Source organism: Enterobacter cloacae complex sp. SHL001, assembly GCF_049236825.1.
Classification (GTDB): domain Bacteria; phylum Pseudomonadota; class Gammaproteobacteria; order Enterobacterales; family Enterobacteriaceae; genus Enterobacter; species Enterobacter hormaechei_C.
The window spans coordinates 425,435-442,729 of the sequence record NZ_JBMKIP010000004.1 but is presented as its reverse complement, the minus strand read 5'-3'; the positions used below and the strand labels follow the sequence as shown (position 1 = coordinate 442,729).

The following is a 17,295-nucleotide window of genomic DNA, read 5'->3' as shown; positions in this document are numbered from 1 at the left end:
CACAAAAAATAACCAATTTTTAACAACTACAGGATGGCTTTGACGCTTTCCGCCAGTGATGTGGTTGGGCGGCCGATCAGTTTGCTCAGGGTACGGCTGTCGTCGAACAGGCCGCCTTTGGACGCGCCGGTGTCGGAGTCCGCCAGCATCTCCGCCAGCCCGGCAGGCAGACCAACGCCTTTCAGCGCAGCGGCGAAATCGGCTTCGCTGAGGTTCTGATACGTTACCGGCTTACCGCTCTGCTTGCTCAGTTCCGCAGCCAGTTCGCTCAGCGTCCAGGCATTATCACCCGCCAGTTCATACACCTTGCCGGCATGACCCTCTTCAGAAATCACTTTCGCTGCCGCCGCCGCGTAATCCGCACGGGTCGCAGAGGCAATTTTGCCTTCGCCTGCGGCACCCATAAATACGCCGTGTTCCAGCGCTGGCGGCGCGCTTGCCAGGTAGTTTTCGGTGTACCAGCCGTTGCGCAGCAGAGCGTAAGGCACGCCGGAGGCCGCCAGGGCATTTTCGGTTTCGACGTGCTCAACGTGCAGACCCAGCGGAGATTTGTCAGCATGCAGCAGGCTGGTATAGGCGATGAATTTCACCCCGGCGGCTTTGGCGGCGTTTATCACGTTCTGGTGCTGTACGGCACGCTGGCCCACTTCGCTGGAGGAGATGAGCAGCAGTTTATCCACGCCGGTCAGCGCGGTGGTAAATGCGGCTTCATCGGTGTAATCCGCCTGACGCACAACGACCCCTTGCTGACGCAACGCTTCGGCTTTCGCCGGGTTACGCACAATAGCCACGATCTGGCTGGCCGGAACGGTTTTCAGCAGTTCTTCAATAACGTGTTGGCCAAGCTGGCCGGTTGCGCCGGTAATCGCGATCATGATGAATCTCCTTCGTGTTTGTCTGGTGTTGTGGCACACTATCACCATAACTAACTTTTAGTAAGTACGTACAAAAAGGTAAGTATGAAAACAACAATACCAACGCTCAGCGAGCAAATGCGCGATGGCAACCTCTTCGCGGAACAGTGCCCGTCACGGGAGGTGCTCAAACACGTAACCAGCCGCTGGGGCGTGCTGATCCTGGTGGCGTTACGTCAGGGGACGCATCGCTTCAGCGATCTGCGCCGCAAGATGGGCGGCGTCAGCGAGAAGATGCTGGCTCAGTCTTTACAGGCGCTGGAGCATGACGGGTTTGTCGATCGCGTGTCGTATCCGGTCGTGCCGCCGCATGTGGAGTATAGCCTGACGCCGCTGGGGCGGGAGGTAAGCGAGAAGGTGGCCGCGCTGGCCGACTGGATTGAGGTCAATACGCCGCAGGTGCTGGCAAACCGGGAAGAGCGTGCGGCATGAAATGCCGGGTGGCGCTTGCGCTTACCCGGCCTACGGGATCGAGGATTGCGGGTAGGCCGGGTAAGGCGAAGCCGCCACCCGGCACAATCATCGCTACCTGCTCAAATCCACCTGATAAATCGCGAATCCAATATCATCCGTCGCGACCTTTTGCATCGGATACTGCGCCTTATCCTTGATAAACGCGGCTGCTTTATCGGACGGAGATGTCTCAAAGCGAATATCCAGCTTAGTGTCGCTGTGGATCGGCGCAAGTCGCCAGTTGTTATCCACCGCCGGATGAATTTCACCCGTCTTTTTCGACTCCGCGCTGATCCACGCCGCCAGCACCGAACGGTTCTCATCCGGCGAGGCAAAGGCGATGTGGCTGTCACCCGTACCGGCAAACTTACCGCCATAGGCGCGGTAGTTGTTAGTCACCACCAGGAAAGTGGCATTCGGATCAATCGCTTTGCCGTTGAAGGTCAGGTTTTTGATGCGTTCTGCCTGCGGATGAATGGCCTGACATTCGCCGTCATATTTCGCGGGCTGGGTAACGTCAATCTGATATTCCACGCCGTCGATCACGTCGAAGTTGTAGGTGCGGAAACCGTCCCAGTTAATCAGCGACTGCGGTTTGCTGCTGTGCGGATCGATCTGGTTGAACTGCCCGGCAGAGCACTCCAGCCACTCCTTCACCTCTTTCCCGGTAGCTTTCACCACCACGAGGGTGTTGGGATAGAGGTAGAGATCGGCGGCATTACGGAAGGTCAGCTGGCCTTTCTCCACCTCAACGTAGCTGGCCGGATCGTTCTTCCGCCCGCCCACTTTGAATGGCGCCGCGGCAGACAGTACCGGCAGATTTGCCAGATCCGGATCGCCCTGAATATAGTGCTCCGCATAGGCTTTCTGCGCCATGTTGACTACCTGCACGGTCGGGTCATCCTGTACCAGCGCGAGGAAGCTGTACATGTTATCAGCGGATTTACCGATCGGCTTGCTGACAAATTCACGCGTCGCGTCGTGGTCATGCTTCAGGACGTCGACCAGCTTTTTATCTTCCCCTGCCAGAGATTTTTTGGCCGCTGCGTCGTAGATCGGACGCGCTTCCGCTTTCGACTGCGTGACTTTCCAGCTTCCGCTGTCGTTATTCAGCACCAGATCCACCACGCCAAGGTGGTCGCCCCACATGCCCGGCATCACCGATGGCACACCGTTGAGCGTCCCTTTTTCGATGTCCGCGCCTTTGATAGCAGCGAAATCTTTGCCCGGGAAGACGGCGTGGGCGTGGCCGAACAGGATCGCATCCACGCCCGGCACCTGGCTGAGATAGTACACGGAGTTCTCAGCCATCACCTGATACGGGTCGGCCGAGAGGCCAGAGTGCGCCACGACGACGACCACATCCGCCCCTTTCGCCCGCATCTCCGGCACGTATTTGCGCGCGGTTTCGGTAATGTCGTTGACGGTCACTTTCCCGTCGAGGTTGGCTTTATCCCACGTCATGATCTGCGGCGGCACAAAACCGATATAGCCGATTTTCAGCGTCTGTTTTTTACCGTCCTGGTCGACAACCTCGGTCTCTTTAATCAGATAAGGGGTGAAGAGCGGCTTCTTCGTCTTAACGTCGATGATATTGGCGTTAACGTACGGGAATTTTGCACCTGCCAGCGCGTCGTGCAGGTATTTCAGGCCGTAGTTAAATTCGTGGTTGCCCAGGTTGCCGACGGCATAGTCCAGCGTATTCATTGCCCTATAAACAGGATGGATCTCGCCTTTTTTCAGCCCCTTCGCCGCCATGTAGTCTCCGAGCGGGCTGCCCTGAATTAAGTCCCCGTTATCGACCAGCACGCTGTTTTTCACTTCACCGCGGGCGGCGTTGATCAAACTTGCCGTGCGTACCAGTCCGAATTTTTCCGTAGGGGTATCTTTGTAGTAATCGAAGTCCATCATATTGCTGTGCAGATCGGTGGTTTCCAGAATACGGAGATCCACCGTCGCTGCCTGAACGCTTGCCGCAATCAGCGTTGCCAGGAGCGTTGCGCTAAACTTAATCATCTGAGGAGTCCTTTTTTCGATCCAAGCCACAAAAGAATATGTATGTAGTATTTGTTGCTTACAGAAGTGTGAATGCTGCCAGAAAAAAGGGCGCTGAAACCAGAATTGCTTCACAGATAGCGGAATTGTTCACATTACGATATAACTAAAACAATAAGTTATGCCCACTGCGTTAACGAAGAGGTGGAGAATGTTAGATAAAATTTGTCAGCTCGCACGGGATGCGGGTGATGCCATTATGCAGGTGTACGACGGTGCGAAACCGATGGATGTTGTCAGCAAAGCGGATGACTCCCCGGTGACGGCGGCGGATATCGCGGCGCATGCGGTGATCCTGAAAGGTTTGCAGGCCCTGACGCCGGATATTCCGGTCCTTTCTGAAGAAGCGCCCCAGAGCTGGGATGAACGTCAGCACTGGCAGCGTTACTGGCTTGTCGACCCGCTGGACGGCACGAAAGAGTTTATCAAGCGTAACGGTGAATTCACCGTCAACATCGCCCTGATTGAAAAAGGAAAAGCGGTGCTTGGCGTGGTTTACGCCCCGGTGATGAAAGTAATGTACAGCGCGGCGGAAGGTAAAGCCTGGAAGGAAGAGTGCGGCGTGCGTAAGCAGATCCAGGTGCGTGATGCTCGTCCTCCGCTGGTGGTGATCAGCCGCTCGCACAGTGACAGCGAGCTGGAGGAGTATCTGCAACAGCTGGGTGAACACCAGACGACGTCGATTGGCTCGTCGCTGAAGTTCTGTCTGGTGGCGGAAGGGCAGGCGCAGCTGTACCCCCGTTTCGGGCCGACGAACGTCTGGGATACGGCGGCAGGGCATGCGGTGGCGGCGGCCGCTGGCGCGCATGTGCATGACTGGCAGGGTAAGCCACTGGACTACACCCCGCGCGAGTCATTCCTGAATCCGGGCTTCCGGGTATCACTTTACTGAGTCAGTAGCTTATGCAGCAGGGCAACCACCTGCTGCACCTCATCCTGCGTCAGCGCGCCGTCTTTAACCCACTGTACGCGACCGTTTTTGTCCAGCACGACAATCGCTGAACTCTCTTCTTCCAACTGCCACGCCTTACGCGTCACGCCGTTGCTGTCGACAATAAACTGCGACCAGGGATAGAGCTTCTTATTGCTCTCAAGGCTTGAGCGCACAAACATCCCGGAGCCGGGAATCGCGTCGTCGGTGTTCACGATGGTGGTGGTCTGGTAGCGATCGTGCGGGAGTTTTGCGGCTTTGATCGCTTCCACGAGGGTGGCATTTTTCTCTTTAGCGGATGTACGTCCGGCAATATGTTGTACAACTCTCACTTTGCCCGCAAGCTGCGCGCTATTCCAGGCTTTATAGCTAAACTTATCATTGTCGAGAATCAATTCTCCCCGGTCAGCAATCCCGACCGGCGGGACACGTTGTCCTTTTTCAATGTTGTGTGCGGAAGCCATCAGCGGCAGCAACAGGCAAGCTGCTGCCAGGAGGTTACGTAGGGTCATGGTGTTTCCTTATTGTTAGCAGGTGATCCGACCACTTGGTCATGCGCTTTTAATCATAAGTGCGATCAATAGGCTTTTCCCGCAATCCCGATGCCAGTTTGCGGGCGAACGCACATATCCATGCAAAAACGACGGCATATACTGCGCTGTATCACGCTTTGCAAAGATTATTCTGAATAATTGTAATCAAACGGTAAATAAACTTATGCACACTGGGTAAGTACGAGGTTCTGGTCTATAGTCATTGGGCATCAAAATTTGCGCTCAGGACAGTCGGGCCGATTGTGGCACCGCAAGAGCGTATGATTCGCAGGAGATACAAGAATGAAAATTTTCCAACGCTACAACCCGCTTCAGGTGGCGAAGTACGTGAAGATCCTGTTCCGTGGACGGTTGTACATCAAGGATGTTGGCGCTTTTGAGTTCGATAAGGGCAAAATCCTTATCCCAAAAGTGAAGGACAAACAGCACTTGTCTGTGATGTCCGAAGTCAACCGTCAGGTTATGCGTCTGCAAACTGAGATGGCTTAACCAACGTGCTATGCAGTAGTAGTTAAAAAGACGGCTCCCGATGGGAGCCGTTGATGTTTGTAGCCGTAGTTTCAAATATATTCATTTACTGGATATTTCACGTAATCATTCTGTGATGCGGATAGATTTCACACTTTTATTAAGTGAATCTAAATTTACTTTTTAGTGTGTAACTGTTGATACAGGACAATAAAGGATTAACTGTATATTGGTCTTTTCTCGTTACGCAGGAACAATGGTTATCTCACTTTGAAAAAGGAGTTTAATGATGGCTATTCCTGCTTATTTATGGCTGAAGGATGATGGTGGTGCGTTAATTAAGGGGGCTGTAGATGTTAAAGGAAGAGAGTCGAGTATAGAGGTTAATGGTTTTTCACATAACGTATCAATTCCTACTGATCCATTGACAGGAAAAATTACAGGAACAAGGAAACATTCAAGCATCATTTTTTTGAAAGAGTTTGATTCCTCGTCTCCCTATCTATTTAAGGCCGTTTGTACAGGCCAAAAATTAATAAGCGCAGAGTTTAAATGGTATCGTATTAATGATGCCGGGCAAGAAGTTGAATATAACAATATGCTTTTGGAGAACGTTACTATTGTTGGGGTTTCACCAATAATGCATGATACAAAAGATGTATTAAAGGAGAAGCATAATCATCTTGAATGTGTAGAAGTACGTTATGAAAAAATCACTTGGAAACATTGTGACGGAAACCTGCTTTTTTCAGATAGCTGGAATGAAAGGGGTAAACAATGAGATATCCGGTAAGTGCAGTGAATCCTCATCTTCCCTATGATATATCTTCCTTCTCCCCCGTAGGAGTATCAGTTGTAAGCAACATGATGATAGCTCGTTTTCACCGTGGTCCATCAGCGTTAACATATCTTTGGTTTTACAAGCAGGTTCGAGGGCATGGCCCCTGGGATTATAAAAATCAATTAGGCAGGCAATACGAAAATTTCGGCAACTTTCATTATGGAGCGGTGGGTATTGCTGCTGGTATAAAACCTGAGATATTGCTACGAGGTGCAGGTATCGCTCAAATTCTGGCGGGAACGAGTTCTCCTGATTTTGAGAACTATCAAGGACGAGATCCTCATGGCGATGATCCTACAGATCAAACATGGATTAGAGCGGGGATAGACTATGCTCAGCGTGCTGGTTTCTAGGAAGAAAATATATATATTACTCCCAATCCTGATCTCTTCCTATGGCATATGGTGTGCTGTTGATGAGTTTCTCTATATCGAGCAAGACATTATTCGTAAAGAAAATATCGGGAAGGTTTCTGTACTGTATATTACAGAAAGCAATGCGGGAGCTACGACTTCGAATGTATACAAATATTATCTGGCGTCGTCAAAAAAATCGGAAGAAGCTTTTTTAGGCGATGTCAGGAACGGGTATGCTCCATTTCTGATAACTACGGATCCTGAAGCAAAAGTAGAGAGTAAAGAAAACGCTTTATATATCACAGTCAGTGGAAAAATTTATCAATTTAGCAATATATCTTACTCGACGTTTATCTATTTGAATTCATCACCTTTTTAAAAGTTAGGGTGAATCGCGGAGGGTAAAAGAAAGGGCAGCTCACCGCTGCCCTTCATAAATTACGCCGACACCTTCTCTTCGGCATCCGGCAGTTTCGGCACCAGCACGGTCGGTTTGCTATCAATACGCGTTACCAGCAGCTGGTCGATGCGGTAGTTATCAATATCCACCACTTCAAACTTGAAGCCGGAGAACTTCACCGAGTCGGTACGTTTCGGGATTTTACGCAGCATAAACATCATAAAGCCGCCGATGGTCTCGTAGTTGCCGGACTGCGGGAACTCGTCAATGTCGAGTACGCGCATGACGTCTTCAATCGGCGTACCGCCATCGATGAGCCATGAATTTTCGTCACGCTGAACAATCTGCTCTTCCAGCCCCTGGCCGACCAGGTCGCCCATCAGGGTCGTCATAACGTCGTTGAGGGTGATAATGCCCACCACCAGCGCGTATTCGTTCATGATCACCGCAAAGTCTTCCCCGGCGGTTTTGAAACTTTCCAGCGCTTCGGAGAGCGTCAGGGTGTCCGGCACTATCAGGGTGTTGCGGATCTGCACGCCGCTGTTCAGCGCCAGACTCTGGTTTGCCAGCACGCGGTTCAGCAGGTCTTTGGAGTCCACATAGCCGATGATATGGTCGATATCTTCGTTACAGACCAGGAACTTGGAGTGCGGATGCTGCGCCACTTTGGTCTTTAGGCTCTGCTCGTCTTCATGCAGATCGAACCAGATGATGTTTTCACGGCCGGTCATGGAGGAAGGCACGGTACGGGATTCCAGTTCGAAAACGTTCTCAATCAGCTCGTGCTCCTGCTTACGCAGCACGCCTGCCAGCGCCCCGGCTTCCACCACCGCATAAATATCGTCGGAGGTGATGTCGTCTTTACGCACCATCGGCAGCTTGAAGATGCGGAAAATGACGTTCGCCAGGCCGTTAAAGAACCACACCAGCGGACGGAAGACATACAGGCAGAAGCGCATCGGGTTGATGATACGCAAAGCCACAGCTTCTGGCGCAATCATACCGATGCGTTTCGGGGTCAGGTCCGCGAATAAAATGAACAAGCCGGTGACCAGGGAGAAGGAGAGGATGAAGCTCAACTGCTCGGCCAGCTCTACGGACATGTACTTAACAAAGAGGCTATAAAACGCCGGAGAAAACGCTGCATCGCCCACGATACCGCCAAGGATGGCGACCGCGTTCAGGCCAATCTGCACCACGGTAAAGAACATGCCGGGGTTTTCCTGCATTTTCAGAATGCGTGATGCGTTGATGTTGCCCTCGTCGGCAAGCAGCTTCAGTTTGATTTTACGGGAGGCAGCCAGCGAGATCTCCGATATCGAGAAAAATGCACTGACGGCAATAAGACAAAGTATTACTAAAATACTGTTTAACATAGTTTATCCGGCTTCTCGCCAGATCCTCAGAAGGGGAGTTGATACCATTCGTGTGAAGACACATTGAACTCAGCTCGTAGCGTTGAGCCGATTATTTCAGCGGTAGTATAGCGTAAAGACGTGTAAACCTGCCAGAGGTCACGTTTTCGGCAAAACGTGGCGGGAGGGAGAGGCTGTGCGCCACGCGGCTCGCGTGGCGCTGTTGCAGTAATCAGGCCTGCTGGGGAGGCAGGCAAACGCCAATGCCGCCGATACCGCAGTAGCCGTACGGATTTTTATGCAGGTACTGCTGGTGGTCGTCTTCGGCATAGTAGAACGGTTTCGCGGTAGCGATTTCCGTCGTGACCTGACGTTTATCACCGGCCGCCTGCATCGCTTCCTGGAAACGCGTCAGGCTGGCGTGGGCGGCGGCCTCCTGCTCTGGGGTGAGCGGGTAGATGGCCGAACGGTATTGGGTGCCGTGATCGTTACCCTGACGCATGCCCTGCGCCGGGTCATGGTTTTCCCAGAACACCTGGAGCAGCTGTTCATAGCTAATGACGCTCGGGTCATACACCACACGCACCGCTTCAGCATGACCGGTTTCACCGGAACAGACTTCGCGGTAGGTTGGGTTAGGCGTATATCCTCCGGTGTAGCCCGCAGCGGTGCTGTACACGCCCGGCAGTTGCCAGAACAGGCGTTCTACGCCCCAGAAGCAACCCATGGCAAACAGGGCGATCTCCATTCCATCAGGAACGTTTGTCATTGAATGGTTGTTTACGGCGTGTAATGTTGCCACTGGCATAGGGGTGTTGCGTCCCGGTAACGCATCGGCTTGTGATACCAGATGCTTTTTATCGAATAAACTCACGGTGGGGCCTCCCGGGTAGCGTTGTTTCGGTTAAGGTTGTCACGAAGCGTTTAATTGAACACAATAAACGCGATGAATGAGTCTAGATTTAATCATAAGAAATATTTGGGTGTTACACCCTTTTTCAACCCGTAATTTGGGTTTTTGGCTTTCAGGCCGTATTTTGCCGCGGAGCGGCACTGCATTTGCTTCCAGGGTGGAAACAGGGATATTCAGGAGAAAACGTGACAAAGATCCGCCAGTTATGTTTAGTCAGTTTAATGCTGACCAGCGGGATTGCCAGCGCGGCGAATGTCCGTTTGCAGGTTGAGGGGTTATCCGGGGCGCTGGAAAAAAACGTGCGTGCGCAGCTTTCTACCATCCAGAGCGATGAGGTCACGCCGGATCGGCGTTTTCGCGCGCGCGTGGATGACGCCATCCGCGAAGGCTTAAAGGCGTTGGGGTACTACGAACCCACCATCGATTTCGATTTACGCCCGCCGCCGGCGAAAGGACGCCAGGTGTTGATTGCCCGCGTCTCGCCGGGCGAACCCGTCCTGATTGGCGGCACGAACGTGGTGTTGCGCGGCGGTGCGCGCACCGATCGGGACTACCTGGATCTGCTCAGCACCCGTCCGAAAGTGGGCACCGTGCTCAATCACGGGGATTACGATCGTTTTAAAAAATCCTTAACCAGCGTTTCGCTGCGCAAAGGCTACTTCGACAGCCGGTTCAACAAAAGCCAGCTGGGCGTTGCGCTTGAGCGACGTCAGGCATTCTGGGATATCGATTACGACAGCGGCGAGCGCTACCGGTTTGGCGATGTGACCTTCGAAGGATCGCAAATCCGTGACGAGTATCTGCAAAATCTGGTGCCGTTTAAAAAGGGCGACTACTACCAGTCCAGCGATCTGGGCGAGCTGAACCGTCGTTTGTCCGCGACGGGCTGGTTTAACTCCGTGGTGGTAGCGCCGGAATTTGATAAATCCCGTAAAACGAAAGTGTTACCGCTGCATGGCGTGGTCTCTCCGCGCACCGAGAACACCATTGAGACCGGTGTTGGCTACTCCACGGACGTCGGCCCGCGCGTGAAAGCCTCATGGAAAAAACCGTGGATGAACTCCTACGGCCACAGCCTGACCACCAGCGTCAGCCTGTCTGCGCCTGAACAGCAGCTGGACTTCAGCTATAAAATGCCGCTGCTGAAAAATCCGCTTGAGCAATACTACCTCGTGCAGGGCGGCTTTAAGCGTACCGATTTGAACGATACCGAGCAGGACTCGACGACGCTTGCGGTATCACGCTTCTGGGATCTCTCCAGCGGCTGGCAGCGCGCCATTAACCTGCGCTGGAGCCTCGACCACTTTACCCAGGCAAACGTCACCAACACCACCATGCTGCTTTATCCGGGCGTGATGATCAGCCGTACCCGCTCGCGCGGTGGCCTGATGCCGACCTGGGGCGATTCTCAGCGCTACTCCATCGATTACTCCAACACCGCCTGGGGCTCCGACGTAGACTTCTCCGTTTTTCAGGCGCAAAACGTCTGGATCCGCACGCTGTACGACAAACACCGCTTTGTGATGCGCGGTAATCTCGGCTGGATCGAAACCGGTGATTTCGAACGCGTCCCGCCGGATCTGCGCTTCTTCGCCGGGGGCGACCGCAGCATTCGCGGGTATAAGTACAAATCGATCTCACCTGAAAACGACAAAGGCCAGTTGACCGGGGCGTCAAAACTGGCGACTGGCTCGCTGGAGTACCAGTACAACGTCAGCGGCAAGTGGTGGGGAGCGATGTTCGTTGACGGCGGTGAAGCGGTGAACGATATCCGCCGCAGCGATTTCAAAACCGGCGCGGGCGTAGGCGTGCGCTGGCAGTCACCGGTCGGGCCCATCAAGCTCGATTTCGCCGTTCCGGTGGGCGACAAAGACGAACACGGTTTACAGTTTTACATCGGTCTGGGGCCTGAATTATGAGTTTATGGAAGAAGATAAGCCTCGGGGTGCTGATTTTTATCGTATTACTGCTCGGTACGGTGGCGTTTCTGGTGGGCACCACCACGGGCCTGCATTTGCTGTTTAACGCCGCGAACCGCTGGGTGCCAGGGCTGGAAATCGGCCAGGTAACGGGCGGCTGGCGCGATCTGCGCCTGAAAAATATCCGTTATGAACAGCCCGGCGTGGCGGTGAACGCGGGCGAGTTTCATCTGGCGGTCAAGCTCGGCTGCCTGCGGGACAGCCAGCTGTGCGTAAACGATCTGTCGCTAAAAGACGTTAACGTGGCGATAGATTCCAAAAAAATGCCGAAGTCCGAGCCTGTCGATGAAGAGGACAGCGGCCCGCTGAACCTCTCCACGCCGTACCCGATTGCGCTTTACCGGGTCGCACTGGATAACGTGAATATCAAAATCGACGACACGACGGTATCCGTGATGGATTTCACCTCTGGTCTGCGCTGGCAGGAGAAAAACCTCACTCTGACCCCAACCTCCCTGCAAGGGCTGCTGATTGCGCTGCCGAAGGTGGCCGACGTGGCGCAGGAAGAGATCGTCGAGCCGAAGATCCAGAACCCGCAGCCGGAAGAAAAACCGCTGGGCGAAACGCTGAAAGATCTCTTCTCGAAACCGGTTCTGCCGGAGATGACCGACGTGCATCTGCCGCTGAACCTCAATATCGAAGAGTTTAAGGGCGAGCAGTTGCGTCTGACCGGCGATACCGATCTGACGGTCTTCAACATGCTGCTTAAAGTCAGCAGTATCGACGGCAACATGAAGCTCGACACGCTGGATATTGATACTAACCAGGGGTCGGTCAACGCCTCAGGCAATGCGCTGCTGCGCGACAACTGGCCGGTAGATATTACGCTGAACAGCGCCCTTAACATCGATCCGCTGAAAGGCGAAAAGGTGAAGGTGAAAGTCGGCGGCGCGCTGCGCGAGAAGCTGGAGTTCGGCGTGAACCTCTCCGGACCGGTGGATATGGTGCTGCGCGGGCAAACCCAGCTGGCAGAGGCCGGTTTACCGCTCAACCTTGAGGTTGTCAGCAAGCAGCTTTACTGGCCGTTCACCGGCGAAAAACAGTTCCAGGCTGACGATCTGAAGCTGAAGCTGAGTGGCAAAATGACCGACTACACGCTGTCGTTCCGCACAGCAGTGAAGGGGCAGGGGGTACCGCCCGCCGATATCACCCTGGATGCGAAGGGTAACGAGTTGCAGGTTAACCTCGACAAGCTGACCGTGGCGGCGCTGGAAGGAAAAACCGAGCTGACTGCGCTGCTCGACTGGCAGCAGGCGATCAGCTGGCGCGGCGAGCTGAAACTGACCGGGATCAACACCGCTAAAGAGGTCCCGGACTGGCCGTCAAAACTGGATGGCCTGATCAAAACCCGCGGTAGCCTGTACGGTGGCACCTGGCAGATGGACGTGCCGGAACTCAAGCTCACCGGCAACGTGAAGCAGAACAAAGTCAACGTAGAGGGCTCGCTTAAGGGCAACAGCTATCTCCAGTGGGTGATCCCGGGCCTGCACGTGGCGCTGGGTCGCAACACGGCGGATATTAAAGGCGAGCTGGGCGTGAAAGACCTCAATCTGGATGCCACCATCGACGCGCCAAATCTCGATAACGCCCTGCCGGGTCTTGGCGGCACGGCGAAGGGGTTAGTGAAGGTTCGCGGTACGGTGGAGGCGCCGCAGCTGCTGGCGGACATCACCGCCAATAACCTGCGCTGGCAGGAACTTTCTATTGCCCGCGTACGTGTCGAGGGAGACGTGAAATCCACCGATCAGATCGGCGGAAACCTGAATCTGCGCGTGGAGCGTATCTCTCAGCCGGACGTGAACATCAGTCTGGTCACGCTGGCGGCAAAAGGTAACGAAAAGCAGCACGATCTCCAGCTACGCGTGCAGGGCGAGCCGGTCTCCGGGCAGCTGCACCTGACGGGCAGTTTTGACCGCCAGGCGACGCGCTGGAAAGGCGTGCTGGATAACACCCGCTTCAGCACGCCGGTCGGCCCGCTGGTGCTGTCGCGGTCTGTCGCGCTGGATTACCGCAACGCGGAGCAAAAGATCAGCATTGGGCCACACTGCTGGACCAACCCGAATGCTGAGCTGTGCGTGCCGCAGACCATTGATGCGGGCGCGGAAGGACATGCGCAGATCAACCTCAACCGTTTCGACCTGGCGATGCTGAAACCGTTTATGCCGGAAACCACCCAGGCCAGCGGGGTCTTCAGCGGCAAAGCGGACGTCGCGTGGGACATCACCAAAGAGGGACTGCCGCAGGGCAGCGTTACCCTCTCCGGGCGTAACGTGAAGGTGACGCAGGAGGTCAATGACGCGCCGCTGCCGGTGGCGTTCGACACCCTGAATGTGAACGCTGACCTGCGTAACAATCGTGCGGAACTGGGATGGCTGATCCGCCTGACCAACAACGGTCAGTTTGACGGACAGGTGCAAATTACCGATCCGCAAGGGCGGCGCAATCTCGGCGGCAACGTCAATATTCGCAACTTCAACCTGGCGATGGTGAATCCGATCTTCTCGCGGGGAGAAAAGGCGGCGGGGATGCTCAGCGCCAACCTGCGTCTGGCGGGGGATGCGCAAAGCCCACAGCTGTTTGGCCAGATGCGGTTAAACGGCGTGGACATTGACGGTAACTTTATGCCGTTCGATATGCAGCCAAGCCAGCTGACGATGAACTTTAACGGCCAAAGCTCAACCCTCAGTGGCTCAGTGCTGACGCAGCAGGGACAAATCAACCTGAGCGGTGACGCAGACTGGAGCCAGCTCGACAACTGGCGCGCCCGTATTGCGGCCAAGGGCAGCAGGGTGCGTATCACGGTACCGCCGATGGTGCGCCTGGACGTGTCGCCAGACGTGGTCTTTGAGGCAACGCCGAGTCTCTTCACCCTGGACGGCCGTGTTGACGTACCGTGGGCGCGCATCGTGGTTCACGAGGTGCCGGAAAGCGCGGTTGGCGTCTCCAGTGACGAAGTTATGCTCAATGAAAATCTGAAACCTGTTGAACAGAAGAGCGCTGGCATACCGATCAATAGTAATCTTATCGTGCACGTGGGGAATAACGTGCGTTTGGACGCGTTTGGGCTGAAGGCGAGACTCACGGGTGACCTGAAAGTGGCGCAGGATCAACAGGGACTTGGCCTCAATGGACAAATCAATATTCCTGAAGGGCGCTTCCATGCCTACGGGCAGGATTTGATTGTGCGTAAAGGCGAGCTGCTGTTCTCCGGTCCACCGGATCAGCCGGTACTCAATATCGAAGCGATCCGTAACCCGGAAGCCACCGAAGATGATGTGATTGCAGGCGTGCGCGTGACGGGCTCCGCCGATGAACCTAAGGCAGAGATCTTCTCTGACCCGGCCATGTCGCAACAGGAAGCGCTCTCTTACCTCCTTCGCGGCCAGGGTCTGGATAGCCAACAGGGCGATGGTGCGGCAATGACATCAATGTTAGTCGGTCTGGGGGTTGCACAAAGTGGTCAGGTTGTGGGTAAAATCGGCGAGACGTTTGGCGTAAGCAATCTGGCGCTGGACACTCAGGGCGTGGGTGACTCTTCGCAGGTAGTGGTCAGCGGCTATGTACTGCCGGGTCTACAGGTAAAATATGGCGTGGGGATCTTTGACTCACTGGCTACACTCACGTTACGTTATCGCCTGATGCCTAAGCTATATCTGGAAGCAGTGTCCGGCGTAGACCAGGCACTTGATCTGCTCTATCAGTTTGAGTTTTAGCAATGCGAATATTTGTTTACGGCAGTTTACGAACCAGGCAAGGCAACAGCCACTGGATGACCAACGCCCAGTTGCTGGGAAATTACACAATCGAAAACTACCAGTTGTACAGTCTGGGCCACTATCCAGGCGCGGTTCCGGGGAACGGAACGGTACAGGGTGAGGTTTATCGTATTGATAATGCCACGCTGGCCGAACTTGATGCCTTGCGCACCAGGGGCGGTGAATACGCTCGCCAGTTGATCCAGACGCCTTACGGCAGTGCATGGATGTACGTGTACCAACGTTCGGTCGACGGGTTAACGTTGATTGAAAGCGGTAACTGGTTAGACAGAGACCAGTTCTGAAAAACGACAACGCCACCGTAAGGTGGCGTTGTCGTTTTGCGCCGTAGGCCCGTGCAAGCGTAGCGCCGCCGGGCGATACTCCTCAATCGCACGGGTTACCAGGAGCGACAGGCACAAAAAAGCCCCGACGCGCGAGGCTTAGTCTCAGCAGTAAGAATTACTTCTTAGCAGCACGTTCGAAAGAGGCGATGATTTCTGCTTTCGCCGCTTCTGCGTTATCCCAGCCTTCAACTTTAACCCATTTGCCTTTTTCGAGATCTTTGTAGTGCTCGAAGAAGTGGGCGATCTGCGCTTTCAGCAGCTCTGGCAGGTCGTTCACATCTTTAATGTGATCGTACTCTTTGCTCAGCTTGGTGTGCGGTACGGCAACCAGTTTCGCATCTTCACCCGCTTCGTCAGTCATTTTCAGCACGCCAACAGGACGGCAGCGAATGACGGAACCTGGCTGCAATGGATATGGCGTTGGGACCAGTACGTCAACCGGGTCACCGTCCAGAGACAGAGTGTGGTTGATGTAGCCGTAGTTGCACGGATAGAACATGGCGGTAGACATGAAACGGTCAACGAACAGCGCACCGGTGTCTTTGTCGATTTCGTATTTGATTGGATCTGCGTTGGCCGGGATTTCGATCACAACGTAGATGTCTTCTGGCAGTTCTTTACCCGCAGGGACGTTGAGTAAGCTCATGTCGGTGTCCTTTAAAATGGATGGTAAACAAGTGGCAGGTATTATAGCCAACTGGCGCTGAAAGTCTCCGCCTGTTTTCGTCTTCTCTCCCTCGCGCCTTCACTTTTCAGACCGTTTCCATGACAGGATAATCCATAAACTCAGCCGCATTTTAAATGTTGAAATGAAAGCGATTACAAACTTGTGATTAACGTTTTATTCACTTTTCTGAAGTGTGATGTAACGCAATCCGTAACATATTCCATTGGCTATAGTTCATCCGCGGAACATCTTTTAACCAACAATAACCTACCCTACGAGGACGTTCATATGTGGAAGCGCTTACTTCTTGTTACAGCAGTTTCGGCAGCCATGTCGTCTATGGCGATGGCCGCACCCTTAACCGTTGGATTTTCGCAGGTCGGATCTGAATCTGGCTGGCGCGCCGCTGAAACGAATGTGGCGAAAAGTGAGGCCGAAAAGCGCGGTATTACGCTGAAAATCGCCGATGGTCAGCAAAAGCAAGAGAACCAGATTAAAGCGGTGCGCTCGTTTATCGCTCAGGGCGTGGATGCCATCTTTATTGCCCCGGTTGTCGCCACGGGCTGGGAGCCGGTGCTGAAGGAAGCCAAAGATGCTGAAATTCCGGTCTTCCTGCTCGACCGTTCCATCGACGTAAAAGACAAATCTCTCTATATGACCACCGTCACCGCCGATAACGTGCTGGAAGGCAAACTGATTGGTGACTGGCTGGTGAAGCAGGTGGATGGCAAGCCGTGTAACGTGGTTGAGTTGCAGGGCACCGTCGGGGCGAGCGTGGCTATCGACCGTAAGAAAGGTTTCGCGGAGGCCATCGCCAAAGCACCAAACATTAAGATCATCCGTTCTCAGTCCGGCGACTTCACCCGCAGCAAGGGTAAAGAGGTCATGGAAAGCTTCATCAAGGCAGAAAATAACGGCAAAAATATCTGCATGGTTTACGCCCACAACGACGACATGGTGATCGGCGCCATCCAGGCCATCAAAGAAGCGGGCCTGAAGCCGGGCAAAGATATCCTCACCGGCTCGATCGACGGCGTACCGGACATCTACAAAGCGATGATTGACGGCGAAGCGAACGCCAGCGTGGAGCTGACGCCAAATATGGCGGGCCCGGCATTCGATGCGCTGGAGAAATTCAAGAAAGACGGCACCCAGCCTGAGAAGTTGACCATCACCAAATCCACGCTCTACCTGCCGGACACGGCGAAAGAAGAGTTAGAGAAGAAGAAAAATATGGGCTACTGATCCAGTGAAATTGCCGGGTGGCGCTGCGCTTACCCGGCTTACGATACGCTCTTTTGTAGGCC

The 17,295-nt window shown here is 54.1% G+C and carries 16 protein-coding genes; 10 read left to right on the top strand and 6 right to left on the bottom strand.

Annotated elements, in window-relative coordinates; all coding sequences use genetic code 11:
• Nucleotides 1-26 precede the first annotated feature (26 nt).
• Nucleotides 27-875 (bottom strand): SDR family oxidoreductase, encoded by an 849-nt coding sequence (locus ACOTYH_RS14195; protein WP_126495449.1) that lies wholly within the window; start codon nucleotides 873-875, stop codon nucleotides 27-29.
• An 84-nt stretch (nucleotides 876-959) separates the two neighbouring features.
• On the opposite strand from ACOTYH_RS14195, the gene ACOTYH_RS14190 reads away from it, so the two are divergent.
• On the top strand, nucleotides 960-1,346 hold the full coding sequence (locus ACOTYH_RS14190; protein WP_254309534.1) for a winged helix-turn-helix transcriptional regulator: 387 nt from the start codon (nucleotides 960-962) through the stop codon (nucleotides 1,344-1,346).
• A 93-nt stretch (nucleotides 1,347-1,439) separates the two neighbouring features.
• On the opposite strand, the gene ACOTYH_RS14185 is transcribed toward ACOTYH_RS14190, so the two are convergent.
• Nucleotides 1,440-3,383, bottom strand: coding sequence for a bifunctional 2',3'-cyclic-nucleotide 2'-phosphodiesterase/3'-nucleotidase (locus tag ACOTYH_RS14185; protein ID WP_421637792.1), 1,944 nt, complete (start codon nucleotides 3,381-3,383; stop codon nucleotides 1,440-1,442).
• 190 nt (nucleotides 3,384-3,573) lie between these two features.
• On the opposite strand from ACOTYH_RS14185, the gene cysQ reads away from it, so the two are divergent.
• Nucleotides 3,574-4,314 (top strand): 3'(2'),5'-bisphosphate nucleotidase CysQ, encoded by a 741-nt coding sequence (gene cysQ / locus ACOTYH_RS14180; RefSeq protein ID WP_015572488.1) that lies wholly within the window; start codon nucleotides 3,574-3,576, stop codon nucleotides 4,312-4,314.
• On the opposite strand, the gene ACOTYH_RS14175 is transcribed toward cysQ, so the two are convergent.
• Nucleotides 4,308-4,865 (bottom strand): YtfJ family protein, encoded by a 558-nt coding sequence (locus ACOTYH_RS14175; RefSeq protein ID WP_017383934.1) that lies wholly within the window; start codon nucleotides 4,863-4,865, stop codon nucleotides 4,308-4,310. The genes cysQ and ACOTYH_RS14175 overlap by 7 nt on opposite strands.
• A 324-nt stretch (nucleotides 4,866-5,189) precedes the next feature.
• Between ACOTYH_RS14175 and ACOTYH_RS14170 the strand changes: the two genes are divergently transcribed.
• The 4 genes from ACOTYH_RS14170 to ACOTYH_RS14155 all read left to right on the top strand — a co-directional run bounded on the left by ACOTYH_RS14170 (nucleotide 5,190) and on the right by ACOTYH_RS14155 (nucleotide 6,951).
• A complete protein-coding gene (locus tag ACOTYH_RS14170) occupies nucleotides 5,190-5,396 on the top strand; it encodes a DUF1107 domain-containing protein (RefSeq protein WP_003856054.1) in 207 nt (68 codons plus the stop codon).
• A 268-nt stretch (nucleotides 5,397-5,664) separates the two neighbouring features.
• Nucleotides 5,665-6,156, top strand: a complete 492-nt coding sequence (locus ACOTYH_RS14165) for an Hcp family type VI secretion system effector (RefSeq protein WP_033487883.1) — start codon at nucleotides 5,665-5,667, stop codon at nucleotides 6,154-6,156.
• Complete coding sequence (locus ACOTYH_RS14160) at nucleotides 6,153-6,569, top strand: polymorphic toxin type 44 domain-containing protein (RefSeq protein WP_072204054.1); 417 nt, start codon at nucleotides 6,153-6,155, stop codon at nucleotides 6,567-6,569. The genes ACOTYH_RS14165 and ACOTYH_RS14160 overlap by 4 nt, the downstream gene beginning before the upstream one ends.
• A complete protein-coding gene (locus ACOTYH_RS14155) occupies nucleotides 6,547-6,951 on the top strand; it encodes a hypothetical protein (protein WP_058688902.1) in 405 nt (134 codons plus the stop codon). The genes ACOTYH_RS14160 and ACOTYH_RS14155 overlap by 23 nt, the downstream gene beginning before the upstream one ends.
• 59 nt (nucleotides 6,952-7,010) lie before the next feature.
• Here ACOTYH_RS14155 and ACOTYH_RS14150 read toward each other — a convergent pair whose 3' ends face one another.
• Nucleotides 7,011-8,348: a hemolysin family protein gene (locus ACOTYH_RS14150; protein WP_006810357.1), complete on the bottom strand. Its 1,338-nt coding sequence runs from the start codon at nucleotides 8,346-8,348 to the stop codon at nucleotides 7,011-7,013.
• Nucleotides 8,349-8,559: 211 nt separating this feature from the next.
• Nucleotides 8,560-9,201 carry a peptide-methionine (S)-S-oxide reductase MsrA gene (gene msrA, locus ACOTYH_RS14145; RefSeq protein WP_006810351.1) on the bottom strand — a complete coding sequence of 214 codons (642 nt, stop codon included), beginning with the start codon at nucleotides 9,199-9,201 and terminating at the stop codon, nucleotides 8,560-8,562.
• A 224-nt stretch (nucleotides 9,202-9,425) separates the two neighbouring features.
• Between msrA and tamA the strand changes: the two genes are divergently transcribed.
• From tamA to ACOTYH_RS14130, 3 genes are read left to right on the top strand one after another with little or no spacing between them, the layout of a single operon-like run.
• Entirely contained in the window at nucleotides 9,426-11,159 is a 1,734-nt protein-coding gene (gene tamA, locus ACOTYH_RS14140) for an autotransporter assembly complex protein TamA (protein WP_017694656.1), read from the top strand.
• The gene (tamB, locus tag ACOTYH_RS14135; protein WP_421637791.1) at nucleotides 11,156-14,932 is read left to right on the top strand and encodes an autotransporter assembly complex protein TamB; all 3,777 of its coding nucleotides are present in this window, start codon (nucleotides 11,156-11,158) and stop codon (nucleotides 14,930-14,932) included. The genes tamA and tamB overlap by 4 nt, the downstream gene beginning before the upstream one ends.
• A 2-nt stretch (nucleotides 14,933-14,934) precedes the next feature.
• Complete coding sequence (locus tag ACOTYH_RS14130; protein WP_017383925.1) at nucleotides 14,935-15,279, top strand: gamma-glutamylcyclotransferase family protein; 345 nt, start codon at nucleotides 14,935-14,937, stop codon at nucleotides 15,277-15,279.
• A gap of 157 nt (nucleotides 15,280-15,436) precedes the next feature.
• Here the strand turns inward: ACOTYH_RS14130 and ppa are convergent, their stop codons facing one another.
• Nucleotides 15,437-15,967, bottom strand: coding sequence for an inorganic diphosphatase (gene ppa, locus ACOTYH_RS14125; RefSeq protein ID WP_006810347.1), 531 nt, complete (start codon nucleotides 15,965-15,967; stop codon nucleotides 15,437-15,439).
• 309 nt (nucleotides 15,968-16,276) lie between these two features.
• Between ppa and ytfQ the strand changes: the two genes are divergently transcribed.
• Nucleotides 16,277-17,233: a galactofuranose ABC transporter substrate-binding protein YtfQ gene (gene ytfQ / locus ACOTYH_RS14120; protein WP_017383924.1), complete on the top strand. Its 957-nt coding sequence runs from the start codon at nucleotides 16,277-16,279 to the stop codon at nucleotides 17,231-17,233.
• Nucleotides 17,234-17,295 lie beyond the last annotated feature (62 nt).

Excerpts from the sequence above, each read along its gene's own strand:
- ACOTYH_RS14195 (WP_126495449.1), bottom strand. The coding sequence starts at position 875 with ATGATCGCGATTACCGGCGCAACCGGCCAGCTTGGCCAACACGTTATT.
- ACOTYH_RS14190 (WP_254309534.1), top strand. The coding sequence starts at position 960 with ATGAAAACAACAATACCAACGCTCAGCGAGCAAATGCGCGATGGCAAC.
- ACOTYH_RS14185 (WP_421637792.1), bottom strand. The coding sequence starts at position 3,383 with ATGATTAAGTTTAGCGCAACGCTCCTGGCAACGCTGATTGCGGCAAGC.
- cysQ (WP_015572488.1), top strand. The coding sequence starts at position 3,574 with ATGTTAGATAAAATTTGTCAGCTCGCACGGGATGCGGGTGATGCCATT.
- ACOTYH_RS14175 (WP_017383934.1), bottom strand. The coding sequence starts at position 4,865 with ATGACCCTACGTAACCTCCTGGCAGCAGCTTGCCTGTTGCTGCCGCTG.
- ACOTYH_RS14170 (WP_003856054.1), top strand. The coding sequence starts at position 5,190 with ATGAAAATTTTCCAACGCTACAACCCGCTTCAGGTGGCGAAGTACGTG.
- ACOTYH_RS14165 (WP_033487883.1), top strand. The coding sequence starts at position 5,665 with ATGGCTATTCCTGCTTATTTATGGCTGAAGGATGATGGTGGTGCGTTA.
- ACOTYH_RS14160 (WP_072204054.1), top strand. The coding sequence starts at position 6,153 with ATGAGATATCCGGTAAGTGCAGTGAATCCTCATCTTCCCTATGATATA.
- ACOTYH_RS14155 (WP_058688902.1), top strand. The coding sequence starts at position 6,547 with ATGCTCAGCGTGCTGGTTTCTAGGAAGAAAATATATATATTACTCCCA.
- ACOTYH_RS14150 (WP_006810357.1), bottom strand. The coding sequence starts at position 8,348 with ATGTTAAACAGTATTTTAGTAATACTTTGTCTTATTGCCGTCAGTGCA.
- tamB (WP_421637791.1), top strand. The coding sequence starts at position 11,156 with ATGAGTTTATGGAAGAAGATAAGCCTCGGGGTGCTGATTTTTATCGTA.
- ACOTYH_RS14130 (WP_017383925.1), top strand. The coding sequence starts at position 14,935 with ATGCGAATATTTGTTTACGGCAGTTTACGAACCAGGCAAGGCAACAGC.
- ppa (WP_006810347.1), bottom strand. The coding sequence starts at position 15,967 with ATGAGCTTACTCAACGTCCCTGCGGGTAAAGAACTGCCAGAAGACATC.
- ytfQ (WP_017383924.1), top strand. The coding sequence starts at position 16,277 with ATGTGGAAGCGCTTACTTCTTGTTACAGCAGTTTCGGCAGCCATGTCG.